At 58.3% G+C, this 16,768-nt stretch carries 16 protein-coding genes; 6 read left to right on the top strand and 10 right to left on the bottom strand.

The genetic code is table 11. From position 1 onward, the window contains the following. Nucleotides 1–55 precede the first annotated feature (55 nt). The 6 genes from CIT37_RS08755 to CIT37_RS08730 form a co-directional block, all read right to left on the bottom strand. Nucleotides 56–460, bottom strand: a complete 405-nt coding sequence (locus CIT37_RS08755; RefSeq protein WP_028140374.1) for a YbgC/FadM family acyl-CoA thioesterase — start codon at nucleotides 458–460, stop codon at nucleotides 56–58. A gap of 53 nt (nucleotides 461–513) precedes the next feature. Further along, nucleotides 514–957: a tol-pal system-associated acyl-CoA thioesterase gene (gene ybgC, locus CIT37_RS08750; RefSeq protein ID WP_011089947.1), complete on the bottom strand. Its 444-nt coding sequence runs from the start codon at nucleotides 955–957 to the stop codon at nucleotides 514–516. A gap of 222 nt (nucleotides 958–1,179) precedes the next feature. Then, the gene (locus CIT37_RS08745; RefSeq protein ID WP_014492328.1) at nucleotides 1,180–1,365 is read right to left on the bottom strand and encodes a hypothetical protein; all 186 of its coding nucleotides are present in this window, start codon (nucleotides 1,363–1,365) and stop codon (nucleotides 1,180–1,182) included. A gap of 288 nt (nucleotides 1,366–1,653) precedes the next feature. Further along, a complete protein-coding gene (locus CIT37_RS08740) occupies nucleotides 1,654–1,863 on the bottom strand; it encodes a hypothetical protein (protein WP_014492327.1) in 210 nt (69 codons plus the stop codon). A gap of 46 nt (nucleotides 1,864–1,909) precedes the next feature. Beyond that, nucleotides 1,910–2,380 (bottom strand): site-specific integrase, encoded by a 471-nt coding sequence (locus tag CIT37_RS08735; RefSeq protein ID WP_014492326.1) that lies wholly within the window; start codon nucleotides 2,378–2,380, stop codon nucleotides 1,910–1,912. Continuing rightward, nucleotides 2,343–2,717 carry a hypothetical protein gene (locus CIT37_RS08730; RefSeq protein ID WP_162130959.1) on the bottom strand — a complete coding sequence of 125 codons (375 nt, stop codon included), beginning with the start codon at nucleotides 2,715–2,717 and terminating at the stop codon, nucleotides 2,343–2,345. The genes CIT37_RS08735 and CIT37_RS08730 overlap by 38 nt, the downstream gene beginning before the upstream one ends. A 315-nt stretch (nucleotides 2,718–3,032) precedes the next feature. Between CIT37_RS08730 and CIT37_RS08725 the strand changes: the two genes are divergently transcribed. After that, nucleotides 3,033–3,398 carry a hypothetical protein gene (locus tag CIT37_RS08725; protein ID WP_014492324.1) on the top strand — a complete coding sequence of 122 codons (366 nt, stop codon included), beginning with the start codon at nucleotides 3,033–3,035 and terminating at the stop codon, nucleotides 3,396–3,398. Here the strand turns inward: CIT37_RS08725 and CIT37_RS08720 are convergent. Continuing rightward, a complete protein-coding gene (locus CIT37_RS08720) occupies nucleotides 3,343–4,674 on the bottom strand; it encodes a tyrosine-type recombinase/integrase (RefSeq protein ID WP_014492323.1) in 1,332 nt (443 codons plus the stop codon). The two genes, CIT37_RS08725 and CIT37_RS08720, sit on opposite strands and share 56 nt — an antisense overlap. A gap of 439 nt (nucleotides 4,675–5,113) precedes the next feature. Continuing rightward, entirely contained in the window at nucleotides 5,114–5,986 is an 873-nt protein-coding gene (locus CIT37_RS08715) for a hypothetical protein (RefSeq protein WP_095426711.1), read from the bottom strand. A 374-nt stretch (nucleotides 5,987–6,360) separates the two neighbouring features. Here CIT37_RS08715 and CIT37_RS08710 point away from each other — a divergent pair, with 374 nt between their 5' ends. The 3 genes from CIT37_RS08710 (at nucleotide 6,361) to CIT37_RS08700 (ending at nucleotide 8,885) form a co-directional block, all read left to right on the top strand. After that, nucleotides 6,361–7,524, top strand: a complete 1,164-nt coding sequence (locus CIT37_RS08710; RefSeq protein ID WP_038948260.1) for a Y4kA family protein — start codon at nucleotides 6,361–6,363, stop codon at nucleotides 7,522–7,524. A gap of 91 nt (nucleotides 7,525–7,615) precedes the next feature. After that, on the top strand, nucleotides 7,616–8,233 hold the full coding sequence (locus CIT37_RS08705; protein WP_095426712.1) for a C39 family peptidase: 618 nt from the start codon (nucleotides 7,616–7,618) through the stop codon (nucleotides 8,231–8,233). Continuing rightward, nucleotides 8,220–8,885, top strand: a complete 666-nt coding sequence (locus tag CIT37_RS08700) for a hypothetical protein (protein WP_038948258.1) — start codon at nucleotides 8,220–8,222, stop codon at nucleotides 8,883–8,885. The genes CIT37_RS08705 and CIT37_RS08700 overlap by 14 nt, the downstream gene beginning before the upstream one ends. Before the next feature lie 1,183 nt (nucleotides 8,886–10,068). Here the strand turns inward: CIT37_RS08700 and CIT37_RS08695 are convergent. After that, complete coding sequence (locus CIT37_RS08695; RefSeq protein WP_095426713.1) at nucleotides 10,069–10,905, bottom strand: universal stress protein; 837 nt, start codon at nucleotides 10,903–10,905, stop codon at nucleotides 10,069–10,071. A gap of 75 nt (nucleotides 10,906–10,980) precedes the next feature. Then, nucleotides 10,981–14,553, bottom strand: a complete 3,573-nt coding sequence (locus CIT37_RS08690) for a GAF domain-containing protein (RefSeq protein WP_244611371.1) — start codon at nucleotides 14,551–14,553, stop codon at nucleotides 10,981–10,983. 358 nt (nucleotides 14,554–14,911) lie between these two features. Here CIT37_RS08690 and CIT37_RS08685 point away from each other — a divergent pair, with 358 nt between their 5' ends. Both CIT37_RS08685 and CIT37_RS40265 read left to right on the top strand, forming a co-directional pair. Next, on the top strand, nucleotides 14,912–15,217 hold the full coding sequence (locus CIT37_RS08685; RefSeq protein ID WP_028140378.1) for a hypothetical protein: 306 nt from the start codon (nucleotides 14,912–14,914) through the stop codon (nucleotides 15,215–15,217). A 115-nt stretch (nucleotides 15,218–15,332) separates the two neighbouring features. Next, complete coding sequence (locus CIT37_RS40265) at nucleotides 15,333–15,743, top strand: DUF7662 domain-containing protein (protein WP_420867667.1); 411 nt, start codon at nucleotides 15,333–15,335, stop codon at nucleotides 15,741–15,743. Nucleotides 15,744–16,768 lie beyond the last annotated feature (1,025 nt).

Raw genomic sequence — 16,768 nt, 5'->3', positions numbered from 1 at the left:
CGCGACTGGTGGAGTCGATAGGCCATCACAAATCGGGCGATCACTTATCGGGCGATCAGGAAATCAGATCGGCCTTCATCAACGCGCGGATCGATTTCGGGATCGGCTGGGCGCGGCCGCCGCTGATGAAGGCGACGCGCACCTCGGCCTTCACCAGAACCTCCTCGCCGCGACGCACTTCCTGCGCCAGCATGATCGAGGCGCCCTTCACCGCAACAGGCCAGGTCACGACGTCGAGCACGTCGTCCATCCGAGCGGGTTTCAGGAAATCCAGATGCATCGAGCGCACCACGAAGGCAAAGCCGGCACCTTCGGTCTCCACCTGGTCGAACAGCGCCTGCTGCTCGGCGCCCATCAGCCGGAGGTGATTGGTGCGGCCGCGCTCCATGTAGCGCAGATAATTGGCGTGATAGACGATGCCGGAGAACTCTGACTTGACGATATCGCAACAAAAGGCCAACGCATTGATTTCATTGGGTCGCTGGAGCGTTAAAGCGTGAACGAAAGGCAGATTTATCTGTGCTCTTCCATAGCAAGCCTCAGAGCCTTTGGGATGCGCTGCGCTTTTCCGCCTGAGATAAACGCGACCCGTACACGCGCCGAGACCAAGAGATCACCCCCGCGCCTGCACTCCTGCAGCAAGGCAATCGACGCGCCTCTCACCTCTTGCGGGACCGTGACAATGTCAAGCAGGTCGTCCAAGACTGCCGGTTTTAGAAAATCGATTGTCATCGAACGGACAACGAAGGCGAAGCCCGGCGCATCGTTCCGCGTTTCCTCGAGCAGCGCTTGCTGATTGGTGCCGAGCAGGCGCAAGTAATTCGTTCTGCCACGTTCCATGAAACGCAAAAAATTCGCGTGATAAACAATCTGGCCGGAATCGGTATCTTCGAAATAGACGCGGACCTGCATGTAATGCCGTCCGTCTCGAATTTCGCCGTCAAGAGAGAGTGTCACAGCGCGGTTTCCTCTTATTGCGCGTACAGGGACCCATTGTCTTGCACAGAGGCGGTTTTCTGAGCAATCGTCTTGAGCTTGGCTCCTGCTGCCGGAAGCTGAGGCAACCGCCTGAATGCGGCAGGCGTCGCGCTGCTGCCATCGACTTCGGATGAATATGTCGGAGATCTATCGTCAACGCGTACCCGGCTTGAGGACGACGTTCATGAATGCGCCTCCGGCTCATGAACCTAGGCGAGCCAGTCCTTCGCCGCAATCGCTGAACGAAAAATCGCCGAGGCCGGCGAGGCCGTAAATGGCCTTGCCCTTGGCGATGGCCTCGTGCTCGCTGCTGGCGAGCACGAGGGGTTCGTATGTCATCCAGCTTTTGAAGCCGACGTCGTAGCCCCGCGTGGCGGCTGGGCTCATTGCCCCGCCTCCGCGTCGGCCTTGGGTTCGCGAACCACGAGGCGGCCGTTCAATGGCAGGCAGCTCAACTGGATGTTGAAGCCCTTGCCGTCCTGTTGCCAGGCCGCGCGCCGATCTTGGTCCAGAAGGGTCTACAAGGCGACAAAAGCAGAAGACCTCACTCAACTGCCTGCGAGGAGCGGGCTTGGCCTGACGCACATTGATGGCGGAAGCATCGAGCCTGTTCTTGATGTGCGCCGCATAGAACTTCTCGATCATCTCCACTGAGGTTCGGCAGTTCTTCGCTATCTAGTAGCTGTCCGCCCCTTCCATCAGGCGCATGCAGATGTAGGTATGCCGCAGGCTGTATGCGGTCCGCCGATTGCCATCCCGATCCAGCTTCAACTCGCTCCTATCAAGCAGGGCATTGAACATCTTGATGTGATTGCCCGGAAACACGTGGTCGGTCGGCTTGGGCAACTGCGGCGGCTCGTTAGAGGGCGGCAGCTTCGCCAGCACCCGCGCTCTGCCCTGCTTCACGTATTTCGCGCGGCCTAGCAGCCGCTCATAGGGGTCGCACCGCGCTCGGCATGCTCTTGCAGTAGCCGACGCCCCGCTTGCCGCGCACCTCGATTTCCAGGATGCGCTCGCCGCTACGTTCGTCCTCAACAATGGTCACGTCGCGATGCTGGAGGTTCTTGGCCTCATCCGGCCGCAAGCCGGTGTTGGCCAAGAACAGGACGTAATCATGCAATTGCTCGGCACTCCAACGGTGGTGGATCTGGCTGGCCTTCGCGTGCGCCCGCGTGGTTTCGTAGAGCTGCTTGTATTCCTCGGGGCTGAACCACGGCCGATGCACCACCTTCCCCGAAGTCTTATAAGGAGGAGAGAAGTCCGGCAGGTGCGCGAGCCATTCATGGCGAATGGCAGTCTTCAACACCTGCCGCAACGTCACGACCTCGTCGTGGATAGTGCTGCGCGCGGGCGCCTTGCCGGTCTTAGACGTTGCGATCCGGTGTAGGCGATATTCCTGCACCTTGCCTGAAGAACGGCAACAGGTGCAGGCGAAGCCTGATCTCGTAACCCTGGACCCAGCGCTCGCTGCGCTGGCCCTCGGTGATCACCTCATACTCTTTCAGGAATTGGTCAGCGGCTTGGCGAAAGGTCTTCTCATTCACCAACAGCCCCTCCCGCGCCTTCCCACGAAGACCGATAAACGAGTCCTCCGCAAACTGCTTGGCGAGGGAGAGATCTTCCTCTCCGGTCGTGCTGCGGTGTTGGCGGCCGTCGATGGAGGCCGAACAGTGCCAATACCGGCCGTTTCGCCGGTATACCTGAATCAGACCACCTAGAAGCTCGTGCCTGGCCATCATGCACCTCCACGTGCATTTTAGCGCAGGGAACCAAAAAGTCGAATTTTGTGCTAGGCGCGTGCTAGGCCATTTACGAAAAATTAAAGGGTTAGGCTTTCGCCCAACCCGTTGTATTACATCAGAAATTTGGTTGCGGGGATAGATTTGAACCTATGACCTTCAGGTTATGAGGCCGAAGGTCTGCCGGGCTGGAACCGGTTCGTCCTATTTGTACGCCACAGCTACCCAGCAACCATACCTGCGCACTTGGTTTCTTTCTTGCCGGAGCAGCCTACGATCTTATTGCCCAGACCGATCATGGTTCGGGGCGGAGGCATGCGCGGCAAAGACGAAAAGATTGGGATCGAGGCATTTGGGTCGGCAGGTTCCAGCAAAATACCGCGGGCGAATCGCCGTCGCAAGAACCGTGGCATGCCGCCGCCCGCGACGTTCGATATCGATACGCTGCCGGGCAGCTCTAATTTGACGGCATTTGAGGCGGCCGCGGTCATCCGGCGTACGCCCGGCGCGTTGGAGCAGTGGCGGCGCAATCCGAGCCACCCGCTGAAATGGCGCTACGTCGATGGCCGCCCCCTCTATCGTGTCGATGCGGTACGCGACTATCTGGCCAAGTGCGATAAGACCACTAAGATGCCTCAGCCGCATAATGCTCACGGAGACGGCCGAGGAGCTCGGCCTTGATCGGGTCAAGCGGATTCGTCCGCTGCAGGCGCACGATTTTGCCGACCCGTTTCGCGCCGACCAACTCCGCAATGTAGTCGTGAGCCGCTTCGAACGCCATTTTGCGGATGATCCACTGTTCGTCGTGATTGTAGACCTGATCGATTCCGCTTGGCCTTTGCCCGACACACAGCCGCTGGATTTCGTTGTCGTAGCCGCAGCGAGACATGACGGTTCGTAAGCTGCGCCTTAGGTCATGCATGGTAAACTTGGCAACACCCGCTTCCTTGACCAGGCGGTTGACCATCTTGGTGAACCCGGACATCTGGCCGCCGGTCTTTGGTGACGGGAAGACATAGTCGGACGTTGCGCGCTGGAAGTGTTTGGCGGCCGCGAGCACCTCGTTTGCGAGGTGGGTGCGCGGCACGTCGTGGTGCAGGCCCATCTTGGTCCACGCCGCATCGAAGGTGATACGGTCATCCATGATGTGCTTTCGCCACTCGATCATGGTAGGCTCGCTGCGGCGCGGGCCACCGAGCAGGCACATGCGAGCCAGGAGACCAAAAGCCCCGAGCTTGCCGGATGCATCCCAGACTTTGATGATTTCCTCATCGGTCAGCGCGCGGCCCTTCGTTCGGCGTCCGACCCTTTGCGCGCGGGTTTCCTTGGGCGCGCGATAGCCGGCGAGCACGTTGTGCTCGACATAGCCCTCACCGACGCACCATTCGAGCAAAGTATGCACGTGCTTGCGCAAGTCCTTGGCTGCACCACGCTTGCCGGTCTTGGCAATCTTATCGACCGCAGCCATGATCTGCCGTCGCGTCAGGTCCCCCACGCCGCTCTCGGCGTGATCCTTGAGCCCGCGCCGCAGCGCCGACATTGCTGGCTTCCAGTTGACGACTTGACGTTCGGTCATAGACGTCTGGTAAGGACCATCTTCAACAATGAGGGTCGCGAGCGTGGTGCGCTGCTTCTCGGCTGCCTGTTGCCGCCTCGCCTCGCGCTTCGCGTCGTTCGGGTCCAAGCCCTTGACGACTTCGCCTGCGGCGATGGTGGCGGCCTTGCGGGCGGCCTTCTCATTATATTTGGGCCACGCGCCGAGGGTCTTGCGCTGGGTCCCCCTCACCCCCGGCTTGGTGAAGAGGTAGACCCAGGTCCGGCCGCCGGTGGCGCGCATGCGCAAGGCGAGGCCGGGCAGCTTGTCGTCGTGGAGATAATGCTGCGCCTTACCCGGCGGCAGCGTTGCGTTGCGGATCACCGCATCGGTGAGTGTCAGCTGGTTGGCCGGCTCCGTCATGATTCCTTCCCTCTCTCTGTGCCCCAGTGTGCCCCGCAAGAAGGGCGGTGAGCCTCGAACAGAACCGGGTCTCAGACCTCCCCCGTTTGTGTGCCCCAAGGGAATATCCGCGGCGGGCACAACGGGGGCATACAAAATGTAGTAAGGTCAGGTATGGGCTCTTATAGCCGTAGTAGGCCATAACTCTCATTAATTTAAGGAGTTTTTACACCTCAACTATGGCCGGATTTGGTTAGCTCGGGTCTACGGATTGTGGTTCACACGGGAGAGGTCCAAGGTTCGATCCCTTGTGCGCCCACCACCAAAACCTCTGTTATTCCAGCCTTTTTTTGTAATTTCGGCCGCGGGCATATATTCGGCTGTTGCAGGCACGAAAGAGCAGAACTAAGCAGCAACACTCGGGGAAAGGCGGGGGAATTTGTTCTTGCAGCGTTCTGGCTCATAGAAGCTTAGCTCCCGCCTCTTCATCCCACTCCAGTTCACATAGCACCTCGGTATGGACCGACGTCTCCGCGGTAAAGCAGTTGGCATTCTCGGTCATAAGTCTCCCGACGCTTGCGATCACTTCTCCAGTTCGTTGAACCGCATCCCATCGCAGTATCTCCACAAGCGCGTACCAGATACCCCGTCCTGTGCGTCGGCGAACCTGGATCTCGTGATAGCGATCAGCCGCCGCGGCAATCCCGAGCCACAGCGGCCCATCCGCTTCGATCTTGGCGTTCTCGCGAGCCTCGAACGCGGCGCCTTTCAGAGCAGGCTCGCTTAGCCATTGAAGCTTGTTGTCGATGCTAATCAGGCTCGTCCTGATCTCTCGGATCGCCTCCTTGGCCTCGTAGGTGACCTTAGGAGGCTTAGGAGCGATCCCCTGGGCGCGCTCGATGCGCGGCTGACTCGCTTCCTTGCGTCTCCAGATATCGTCCGCAATGGCGTCCAGGTCGTCCTTGGAGAGTGTCCATCGGTTCTCTCTCCCACTTCTCGCGATTGAGCTTTGGCGTGAGGTCCAGATCTTGGTCTGCGGTTGCTTTAAGGCTTCCTCGAGCGCCATGCCGGTTTCGAGCGCCGCAAAGCCAGATGCCACGAGGTCCTTGTGCACCTTACCCTTGTCGTCGAACGTCAGGAAACTCCCCTGCACTGTTTCGATCCGGAGCGGTTTCTTGCCCTCATTCTCAAGGATGACGTCGGCAACCTTCTGCTTCGTGCCAGCGTACTGCGGCATTGCGTCTTGGCCGCGGATCAGTCCCATCATGACGCGCTGCGAGATCGCTAGAAGCCCGTCCTCGGCGAACAGATAAAAGCGAATTGACAGACCCATGCGTGTCACCGTTTTACGGAAGCCGATGCTCTCGTGACATCGCTCTACCAATCAAGAGCTATTGGGTTGGATATTTCCGAAAGTTCGAGCCGCGCTCTACCGGGCGTGAAATCGGAGCGCTTCAAAGCAAGCATCTTTGACTGGGTGGTTACCTGGTGCAACGCGGGCTGCGCTCACGTCTCGTAGTTTGAGCCAGTGACATGGACCGACGGAAAAGGTTATTCCCGAACGATTTTCTACTTGACCAGCCAGAACCACTTAGACACGCTAGGGATGTATGGGGTGGCACCTGCTCGCTTTGTCGGTGGGCTCGAGAAATTTCGTCAGTAAGAATTTTTAGTTTGCGAAGTCTTTTAAGTTGGACGGGGGCAACGATGCGCGCGGTGAATTGGGCTGTCTGTATCTTGACGGCGGGGCTTGGAGGTTGTTCATTTTATCCCATACCCGACGACGTCGGCTATTCAAAGACTGAGGACATCGTTCGCTATGCTCGTTGCGAGATGAGGTCCGCAGTCATCAACTACATGCTTTCCAAAGAACTCATCGATCTTCCAGCTACCCCCGAACGGATTGCAGCACAGATTGCCGCAGCGAACGGAGAGTCGAAGAAACCCCTAACAAGCTTGAGCCCAAAGCAGAAGGTGTTGCTCCGAAAGATAGCAAAAGTCGCGGTGGTTTACGCGTTCGACTTCGATATCAAAGAGCGGAACATCTCTGGCGCCAGTGCAGCATTTAATCTTCCCTGGATGACGTCAAATGTGCTGGACGCCGGGGCTTCCGCGTCGCTCGATCTGACGCGCCAAGGTCACCGTGTTTTCACCTCCGAGGACACTTGGGACGAACTGCTCACCAATCGCGAACGGTGTCTGGGGGTTTTTGAACAGCCAGAAAATCCAGCAAACTTCATCTATCCGTTAACAGGGGCGATCGGAGTGGGACGCGTTGTCGAGACTTTCATCGATATCGAACAGCAAGGGGGTGCTAAGGACAGCTTTGTCGACACACTGACCTTTACGACAGACGCCGGTGGAGGCGCTGGCGCCGCGGTAAGACTGGACCCAGTGCCTAATCAGTTCCGGCCTGTGGCGGCGACTGCCGGCATCAGCGCGTCGCGACTGGACATTCACAAACTGACGCTTAGCCTTGTGTTTCCCCGTTTGGATCCGCCGTCAGAGGGGGGAATCAAAAATGTTGTTCGTTTTGATGGAGACCTAAACGCGCCATTCTTGCGGCCTGCACCTTGGCGAGCGCGCTACAACCTTTGCGTCCAGGATGCCCGCACAAGAGAGAACACATTTAAGCAGCTGCGTCTCACTGATCCCGTTGTCTATTGCATCACTTACGCTGACGAATTTGCACCCCAATATGGCCGCCAGCCACAGCGCACAATTGCGGTAACCTTGACGCAAGGCGCCAACTTGGCACCTGGGCCCGGCGGAGTAGAACAAGGGAAGCGCAGGAAGACGGACGATGAACGCGAGCTGCGAGAGCGGATACCAGTGCGCCCTAACCGCCCCGCCGGCCTTCTACCTTTCTGAAGTTAAGACAGGGCAGCAGCTCAAACCGTAAGCCCAACCCGAATTGTTTCTTCTACGAATTTGGATCGAGCGACATTTGAGGAGAGTGAAGATGCTAGTCCGCGCATTGTTGATCGTTGGATTGGCTGCGGCGGCTTCGAGCGGAGCGTTTGCCCAAGCGGCACCCACAGCGGTGCCGTCTTGCGATCCGCCTAGCACGATGGAACTTCAGGTCACCTTACGCCCACAAAAGACGGGTATGTGGTGCTGGGCGGCAAGCGGTCAGATGGTCATGGAGTATCTAGGAAAGTCGGTCGAGCAATGCATTCAGGCGAACTATCGTCTGCACCGCAGCGACTGCTGCAATTCCCCGACACCCGACGAATGTGTTTCGGGCGGTTGGCCGGAGTTCGAGAGATACGGATTTCAATTCAAGCGTACAAACGGCACTCCGTTGACTTGGAATCAGCTGCGCAGTCAGCTTGCCGCCAAGAAGGTAGGCGAGCCTTGCAGCTTCACGCCTTTCGCATTCAGTTGGCGCTGGATCGGGAATGGTGGCCATATGATGGTCGCAACGGGCTACACCACGACACCCGATGGAAAGAACTACGTCCATGTCAACGATCCATGGGAACCGAATATCGGAGCGACTCGGACAATCCTCTACGAGGTCTACGACCAGCTTCCAGGTGATCACCCTCATTGGGACGACTTCTATGACATTCGCTAACACGGTAGCTCTGTCGAGCATCCTCGTCCTTGCCGCGGCGCCAGCCATATCACAGGACGCCAAACTGCAAACTGCAGCGCCTGCCGCGGCCACGTCCGCTGCGGCCCAATCCCTCGACACTTTCCGCTCGATCTCGAACGCTCCGACGCAGTTCAAGACACTTGGTCTTGACGCTCCCGGTGACGCCTCCCACGCTTCGATCGGAGACCCCGTTGCCGACTACATGATCGGGCTTGATCCTCTGCGGGAGTGGGACGGCGGCGATCCGATGAAGCTGCTGCGTCCGACGGGCCAGTTTGTTTATTCGATCACCGTCGATGGAAAGACCAAATCCTCCGTCACTATCGCAGAGATAAAAGGGGAATGGGTCGCTGCAGCGTTCGGAACGCCAAACGAGGCACGTGCCCGCAGCGATATAAAAGCGAACTCGACCGCGCAAGCACCTGGCGGTACCAACCATTTTGCGCAGGTACGCGTGCCCGCTTTGCGCACTACGTTTGTGGCCCTTCAAGCAAATGACGGCCTCGTCCTGACGTCCTTGACGTCACGTCCTGAATTTGGCCTTGAGCCTGGAAAGTGGGAGTCCGCATCAACGGTACTGAGGCGCTTGCAGCCATTTGCGAGACGAATTGATCCGAACCTACCAAACTGATCACCATCACTGTCTACATGGATCACGGTATCGCCAGGCAACAGGTCTTTCCGCTCAACCTTGATTATAATCATCCTGTTGTAGAATCTCTCTGACCACCGCCCGATCATCAATACCCGTCTGACGGCTTGCAAAGGTCAAACCATGACAATTGTAGCTGGATGAAGGACCACCGCGCCGATGATCAGCTTGGGGATGCTTACTCTCCCAGTTCCTGCAGCCCTCTTCCCATCAGCGAGCTCGGATCGATCGAAAATAGCTCTTGATCTGTTTACCGTGCCGAGTTTCGGTATTTAGGGAACCCCTTACTTGAATTACCAATTCCAGCCTCCCCGGGGACGTTCCGGCGCCCACTATATCCCGACGGCGCCGATTCAGGCGCGTCTAAACTTCGAGCGGGGCGCGGTGCATTAGCCCTTAAAGGCATATGCATTCCCACTCTGGTGGGGCCGGCGGCTTGCGCAATAGTCTGACCATCCGCCATCGACCCCGCCCTTCTCCCGCATGTTGCCGAGGCGGTAGGCCGGCTCGACCTTGTTGGCTATCGTGTGGGGCTAGGCCATGTCGGAGATGGTTGGGGGAGCCGGCCTGTTCGGCGCTTGAATGTCGCCCGGAAGCCGTGCGGCACGGCGTCCCTGCTGAGGTTGGGATCGGCCCAGCGCGGGCCGCCCAGCGCCTCGCCGGCCCCGTTAAAGCGATTGATCGCCGCAGCCACTGCGTCCGTGCTTACAAACTAACCGGACCCTCGGCCGGCAAGCTCTCGGGGACGGGCGGCGTTGCCTGCAGCCATAGGGGCAATCCGCAGAATCTCCGATGAGCCGGCGCTGTGCGGGTTAGCGGGCCCATAGCTCCAATCCCCTCTGGGGTGGGGAAAAGACGGGGAGATCGCGTTGGTCACGAAATTTGCAAATTGCATCAATCGCAGGTCTGGCCTTCACACGGGAGAGGTCCAAGGTTCGATCCCTTGTGCGCCCACCATTCATTTTCCCGACCGCTGCCGGTTGCGGACGATCGCCCTGGCCTCACGGCTGTTCGGGACCGCCCATATCAAAACATCGAAAACAACCCCTGCACGGTAGCCGGCCTCAGTCGGATCAAGGGGTTGCGCCTTTTCCGAATCATGGTTTGACCCGTCGGGCAAGACAGGAGCAGGGTTGCATGATCTGAAGAGAATCGTGCGGCGCTAATGAGCCATCAGGACAGGCAGATCCGCATGCTCCATGATATAGCTGGTCGCCCCGCCGAATATCATTTGCCGCAACCGGGCGCGGGTGAAGGCTCCCTTGATCAAAAGGTCGCAGCCCTCAGCTCTAACGGCATCGAGGACTGCCTCTCCGGTGTCGCGATCCTCCAGTTCAACCGTTCTCGCCTGCGCTGCAATGTCATTGTACCGCAGTTGCTGGACGATCTGATCGGCAGACGGTCCTGGTACCGCTTGGCCGCCAACGACGGTTAGGACCGATACCTTCTCGGCCAGACGAAGCAACGGCATGGCAAATGCGTTTGCCCGAGCTTGCTCCGTACTACCGTTCCAATGGATCATGATGTTTGTTGCGATGCTTCTTGGTGCATTCGATGGCACAAGTAGAACGGGCCTGCCGCTCTCGAACAGCGCGGACTCAATCGCGCGACGGTGAGGGCCCGCAGCATCAATGTCAGACCGTGCCATCACGATCAGATCGAAAGCGCGCCCATAGCTTCCGACAAAATCTTCGCCCTCAGGGGCGGTCTCCAGCCAGCCGAAACATGGTCGACCCAATCCAGCGGATCGAGGAACATCGTGCTTCAGCATGAATGCTTCGAAAAAGTCGCGCATGTCGTTCAATTCGGCTGCGCTCTTCACTTCATACGAATCTAACAGAATGCCGGTGGCCAACTCCGCGGCCAGATATTGAGGGATGCCGAACCGGAGCGGAAAGCCTTCGATATAGGCGCCGGTACGATGCGCGAGGCGTACGGCGGCATCGAGCGTGGGTGTCATCATCGGAATATTTTGAAGCGGGACCAAGAGCGTCTTCATTTTCGACCTCCGGTGTTTGCAGTGAAGTTCGACGCAGGATTCCTAGTTTCGCTTGAATTGATGCCTACGATAATTTCACTTGGCGTCGTTCCGGTGCGCCGCCAGCCTACGCGGCAGCCTGATGATGAACTCCGTATAATCGCCGGGCTCGGTATCGACCTCGATGCTGCCGCCGTGCTGTTTCACGATGATGTCGTGGCAGATTGAAAGGCCAAGGCCGGTTCCTTCGCCTGCGGGCTTGGTTGTGAAGAATGGGTTGAATATTTTCCCTCTCACGTCGGCCGGGATGCCGGCGCCATTGTCGCGAATCCGGATCTCGACGGCGCCGCCGAGGTTTGTCGTCGTCGCGCGCAGCCTTGGCTCGAAGCCGTCGCCGGCGGCGTCCTTTTGTTTGCTCGCCGCGTAGAAGCCATTTGAAACGAGATTGAGGAACACCCGCGTGATTTCCTGCGGATACAGATCGAGCGCCCCGGCAGACGGATCGAGGTTCCTTTCGAGCGTGATGTTGAAGCCTGCTTTCTCGGCGCGCGCTCCGTGATAAGCAAGGTTGAGGCTTTCCTCGAGGACGGCGTTGATATCGGCCTCGCGGCGTTCGCCAGACCCTTCGCGAGAGTGCAGAAGCATATTCTTGACAATGGAATCGGCGCGCGTTCCGTGCTGCACGATCTTTTCCAGGTTGCCTTGTAGCATGTGTATCAGCACGTCGATGTCCAGCCTTGCTGCCTCGCCGAGTCCGGCTGAGCGCAGCGCGTCGCCGAGTTCTTCGATGAGTTCGGAGGAAAGCGCAGCAAAATTGTTGACGAAATTGAGCGGATTCTTGATCTCATGCGCAATGCCGGCGGTGAGTTGCCCGAGCGAGGCAAGCTTCTCGGTCTGGATCAACCGATCCTGCGCATTTCGCAATTCCTCGAGCGATTGGGACAGTTCCATGGTGCGCTCGCGCAGCTCGTTCAGCAGGCGTGCATTCTCGATCGCGATCACGCCCTGGTGTGCGAAATTGGACACGAGCTCGATCTGCTTGTCAGTGAAGGATCTAACTTCCTGGCGAAAGATCGTGATGGTGCCAATCAGCTCATCTTCCTTCAGCATGGGCACGATGACGAGGGTCCGTGCGCCGGCAAGGTCGGCAAGCGCGCGAACGTTCGGGTTGCCTTCGACGTAGGGCGGCTGAGTCCTGATATCGTCGATATGAACCGTCTGATGAGTTTTCTCGACGGTGCCTAGCCCGCTCGCCGGATGTGGGCGAATGCTCTGGTACAGCCGGGTATCAACATAAGCCTGTGGCGCGTTGTGTAACGCAACCGTGCGAAAGCCGCCATCCTCGTAGAGATTCATGGTGCCGAAGCCGGCCCCGCAAATTCGCGTCGCGTTCTCCAGCATCTTGTGGAAGACCGGGGTCAATGCGCCCGATGAAGCGCTTATGATTTCCAGCACCTCCGACGTTGCCGTCTGCCGCTCCAACGATTCATTCAATTGTTCGAACAGACGCACGTTACCGATGGCGATGACAGCTTGATCCGCGAAAGTCTGAAGCAGGTTGATCTGCTTCTCGCCAAATGGACGAATCTCCGTGCGACGAAGCACGATCGCACCCATGCTCTCGTCATCGCGCAACAGCGGCACGCTCAGAACGGTCCGAACGTTCGAGCGAAGCGCATATTCGCGTCCGGTCGGGAACTCCTCGCCTTCGGGCCCGAGCAGGTCGTGCACATGAACGGTGCGACGGTCGATAATCGCCCGGCCGGTGGGCGATTTGACACTGATCGCCCGCCGGCTCCACACCACGGGAACTTGTCCATGATGGGCCTGGATGACGATGTCGTCGCCGTCCCTCAGAACTACCAGTGCATCATATGCCTCGCAAAGTCCGCATGCGCTTTCCACGATCGCCTTGAGCACCGGACCGACCTCGGTCGGCGAGGAAGCGATAACCCGCAAGATATTGGCGCTGCCGGTCTGGTACGTCAGCGCCTCAGACAGATCTCGCGTTCTAGTCTGCAATTGTTCGAACAGCCGTACATTCTCGATGGCGATCACGGCCTGGTCGGCAAATGTGGCGACCAGCTCGATCTGTTTTTCCGTGAAGGGCTGCACGCGCTTGCGAGCGATTACGAGCGCGCCGATCGGCTCATTTTCGCGCATGAGGGGAACACCGAGCGCCGTGCGCTGACCAGCCATGGTGATGGACTCGTGCAGGCCGTATTCGGCATCGGCAGCGACGTCGAGGATCTGCACTGGGCGGCGCTCAAGTACGGCCCGACCTGTTACCGTGCTCCGGCCGGGCGTAATCGGGTGACCCTGCAGAAACTCGATGTATTCCTCGGAAAACCCCACCGCTGCTCCGGCCTGATATTCATCGCCTTCGCGGCGCATGATGAATGCCATCTCCGCTTCGCACAGCCGTGCCGCCGAATCGACCAGCGTGTTGAGCACGGTCTGCAGATCGAAGGTCGAGCGGCTGATCACTTTCAGCACATCGGCAGTCGCGGTTTGCTGCTGGAGCGATTCGGCGAGATCGCGCGTCTTCGCCTGGACCTCATCGAACAGCCGGACATTCTCAATCGCGATCACGGCCTGATCGGCGAAAGTTGAGACCAAGTCGATCTGCTTGTCCGTGAACGAGTTCACGGCCTTGCGGCCCAGGAACAGCACGCCGATCGTTTCTCCGGATCGAAGCAAAGGTACGCCCAGGAGGGTCCGGTAGCCGCCGGCCCTCTGCTGCTCGGGATAAGCGTATTCGGGATCGACCAGGACATCCTGGATCTGGACAGCCTTGCCGGACAGCAGGACACGCCCAACGACGCTGCCGCGTCCAGCATTGAGTCGAATGCCCGCCGAGACCTCGGCCCACTCGGGCGAGAAATTGTACCGAGTTGCATGATAGTATGCGCCGTCGGTGTCCTGCCGGACGATTGCCGCCATGTCGGCACCACACAGCCACGCCGCCGATTCCGTGAGCGTGTCGAGCACCGTTTGCAAATCAAACGCGGAGCGGCTGATGACCTTCAAGACATCGGCAGTCGCCGTCTGCTGCTGCAGCGATTCCCGCAAGTCGTCAGTGCGCGCCTGCACCTCATCGAACAGCCGCGCATTCTCAATGGCGATAACGGCCTGATCGGCGAAAGTCTGCAGAAGTTGCACATGATGCGGAGCGAAGGCACCCGGCGCGACCCGCGTGACGCTGATCATGCCGATCACCACGCCGCCGGTCGCGAGCGGAACGAACAACATGCTGCGAAAGCCGCGGGCGCGCGCGATGAATTTGATGTCGTTTGTCAGCGCTTCGGTATCGGGGGTCGGCACCACCTTACCGGCCCGCGCACTTTCAAAACTCTCGAAATCGGCAATCGGCCGCGGAAACATCTGCTGCAAAGCTCGATCGGCGGCAGAATTCGTCGGCGTGAAGGCCGCCAAATGGGCAGTGCCGTCGATGAAGCGGAATACGGTCGTCGAAAAGCCGCCGAGCAGGGCATTGGCGCGCCTCGCGATCGCATCGAATACCGGCTTCACCTCCGATGGCGAACTGGCAATGATTTTGAGGATGTCCGCGGTGGCGGTCTCGCGATCTTGTGCAGCGCGCAATTCGGCCAGGAGCCGCGCGTTCTCGTGCTGCAATTCCGCCACAACGCCCTGAGGAAGCGCGGCCATGATGAAAATCCAGGTCGCCAGCCGGTTCGCGGCCGACGTCAAAATCCAATCAAGAAAGCGTCGGAATTATTCCACCATCAGGTGCCTCCGACCAGACGTATCGCTAGTTGATTTTCAATCGACCACGCGTCAATTCGCCTCCTCGATCTACCGAAGCAGCGAGCTCCACAAGTCGCGCCGCTTTGGTCCACATGGTGGCAGATCGCCGGATCCAAGTGCGGCTATTGCGGCGGCTGATTTCGGACCGCCTCTAATCTCTCAATGGGAGATACGGGTTGATTTAATTTTGCGCTAGCTTTTTCCGCACCAATGCTTCAGACTTGCCTTTATTATGGATTTAATTTTTCAGGGCGCTGCGATGGGAAAACCTGCCGTTTCCCGCGATGCTTTCCGTGGGCTGTTTGCTTTATATGCTGCGAAGGCGCATCACGACCGTAAGGCCGAGGGCGAACATTGTCTCTTGAAGCTATTCGGATCTGCGGAAGATTTACCCGATGCTTTACTGCTGCAGTGTTCGGACAGAGCTGAGCTGCTCCGCTCTGAAACTGTTGGTCGCTTGGTGAGCCCGCGCGTCCGTCAAATCACGAACGGCAACGCTCAATATGACCATGCCAGCGACTTTCTGCACGCGCTACTGAGAGACCTTGAGCAAAAAGTGCACTAATCGATACTCGCTGCGCTATCGTCGCTGATCCAGGAGCAATTGAATCTGGTGATGCGAGCCAACTCATGCTGGGGCGAAGCGGAGCGATCAATCAGCTGCACCAGATACCTGGAGCATGGCAGGGACGCCTACGGGCCAACGTGACGAGCCGAATGTTATGTCCGTTTACGATCCATTACGGGAAGAGCTACAGCGCACAGGGCCGCAAACGATTCGGCTCACATTCTCGGAAATTGAAGCAATTCTCGGCAGACCGTTGCCGCCGTCAGCGTACAAGTTCAATGCCTGGTGGGGAAACAATTTGCGCAAAGCCGGTCACACGCAATCTATGGCTTGGCTGCATGCCGGCTTTGTAGCCAGGGTTTCACTAAGACAGCGAGCCGTGGAGTTCATCGACCTCGACGAATTCCACCGCGCCGGGCTAGCGCCCCGCCCGTACCGGCAAGGTCCATCAGAGACATCGCCAAGAGGGCACCTCAGGAACGCATCGCGTCAATCGCGTGGGCTATCAGGACCGCAACGCTGACGCCGATAAGGATAACGAGGACCCAGTTCAAAAACACGTTCGCCTCCACCTTTGGAATTGAACGCGAGCAACTGTGCACAGTCAAAAACAACCGGCCAAAACTATTAATTTCGGCTTGGGTTGAGGATTCAATGTAACTGTTGCGTCCGTTGTCGGCCCTATCGATGGAATGCCATGAATAGAAGAACCCCGACAACGCACGCCGCGAGCGAGAGCAAGTAAATACCCACGGCAAATCCCGACTCATCTCGAACTGGAGATTTAAATGGGAACTCGCATTATGCGCCGGTCAAGCCCAAAGCTTACTGGAAACGGTTGATAGGACCTTTAAGCTTCCTGCTGCGGCAATCATGGCACGGCAGCCGAGTCTCTGCCGCGACACTCCAGCTTTAAATGGCTAAATTAAATGCACTTTGCCATGGAGATTAGGTCTGATTTAATTCCGCTCTCACGCGACTGCGACCGGCGCATTCAAAGCAAGAAGCGCGCGATTTGCGTTTGCTCGCACAGGCCTTGCCGACGCCTTTTTCCACATTTATGACAAGCGACCTCGGTTTGGGGCCGAGATCGCCAACCTTGGGGAAGGTTTGCTCCCGACGGGGGCTTTTTGATTTGGGGACTTGTCGGAAGCTTGGATTCGACTCGGAATTGGGAAAGTCGTTCCGCTTACCGAGCAAATAAAAGCGGCCTCAGCGAACGGGTGCCGGGGCCGCTGCATTTCCGACCATTCATTCAGCTCACCTGTCCTATCGGGGTTCGTCCCCATAGTCATCGGACTTGTAAGCGCTATCGGTCCACCTGATGGGTTTGTCCCTTCCTGATGCGGAAGGCAATAATGCTCATCGAATTGTCCTCAAAGAGCAGCCGTGGCCGCGCGCGTTCTTGAAGCAGTCTGGGCGGCTGAGGCCGGCTGGGCTCTGCTTCGGCTTAGAGAGCCTTTGGGCCAGAGCAAAACAGCAATCCACACTTCACGGTCGCGTGCACGAAACCATTTTGGCGGCCAAACGAAGCGGCGCTGAAACAAC

The sequence above is a fragment of the Bradyrhizobium ottawaense genome, assembly GCF_002278135.3.
Taxonomy (GTDB): Bacteria; Pseudomonadota; Alphaproteobacteria; order Rhizobiales; family Xanthobacteraceae; genus Bradyrhizobium; species Bradyrhizobium ottawaense.
This window is presented reverse-complemented; position numbering and strand designations above follow the sequence as displayed.

Coding starts and splice junctions, on each gene's coding strand:
- CIT37_RS08745 (WP_014492328.1), bottom strand. CDS start 1,365: ATGAGCCCAGCCGCCACGCGGGGCTACGACGTCGGCTTCAAAAGCTGG.
- CIT37_RS08730 (WP_162130959.1), bottom strand. CDS start 2,717: ATGATGGCCAGGCACGAGCTTCTAGGTGGTCTGATTCAGGTATACCGG.
- CIT37_RS08725 (WP_014492324.1), top strand. CDS start 3,033: ATGCGCGGCAAAGACGAAAAGATTGGGATCGAGGCATTTGGGTCGGCA.
- CIT37_RS08720 (WP_014492323.1), bottom strand. CDS start 4,674: ATGACGGAGCCGGCCAACCAGCTGACACTCACCGATGCGGTGATCCGC.
- CIT37_RS08715 (WP_095426711.1), bottom strand. CDS start 5,986: ATGGGTCTGTCAATTCGCTTTTATCTGTTCGCCGAGGACGGGCTTCTA.
- CIT37_RS08710 (WP_038948260.1), top strand. CDS start 6,361: ATGCGCGCGGTGAATTGGGCTGTCTGTATCTTGACGGCGGGGCTTGGA.
- CIT37_RS08705 (WP_095426712.1), top strand. CDS start 7,616: ATGCTAGTCCGCGCATTGTTGATCGTTGGATTGGCTGCGGCGGCTTCG.
- CIT37_RS08700 (WP_038948258.1), top strand. CDS start 8,220: ATGACATTCGCTAACACGGTAGCTCTGTCGAGCATCCTCGTCCTTGCC.
- CIT37_RS08695 (WP_095426713.1), bottom strand. CDS start 10,905: ATGAAGACGCTCTTGGTCCCGCTTCAAAATATTCCGATGATGACACCC.
- CIT37_RS08690 (WP_244611371.1), bottom strand. CDS start 14,553: ATGGCCGCGCTTCCTCAGGGCGTTGTGGCGGAATTGCAGCACGAGAAC.
- CIT37_RS08685 (WP_028140378.1), top strand. CDS start 14,912: ATGGGAAAACCTGCCGTTTCCCGCGATGCTTTCCGTGGGCTGTTTGCT.
- CIT37_RS40265 (WP_420867667.1), top strand. CDS start 15,333: ATGGCAGGGACGCCTACGGGCCAACGTGACGAGCCGAATGTTATGTCC.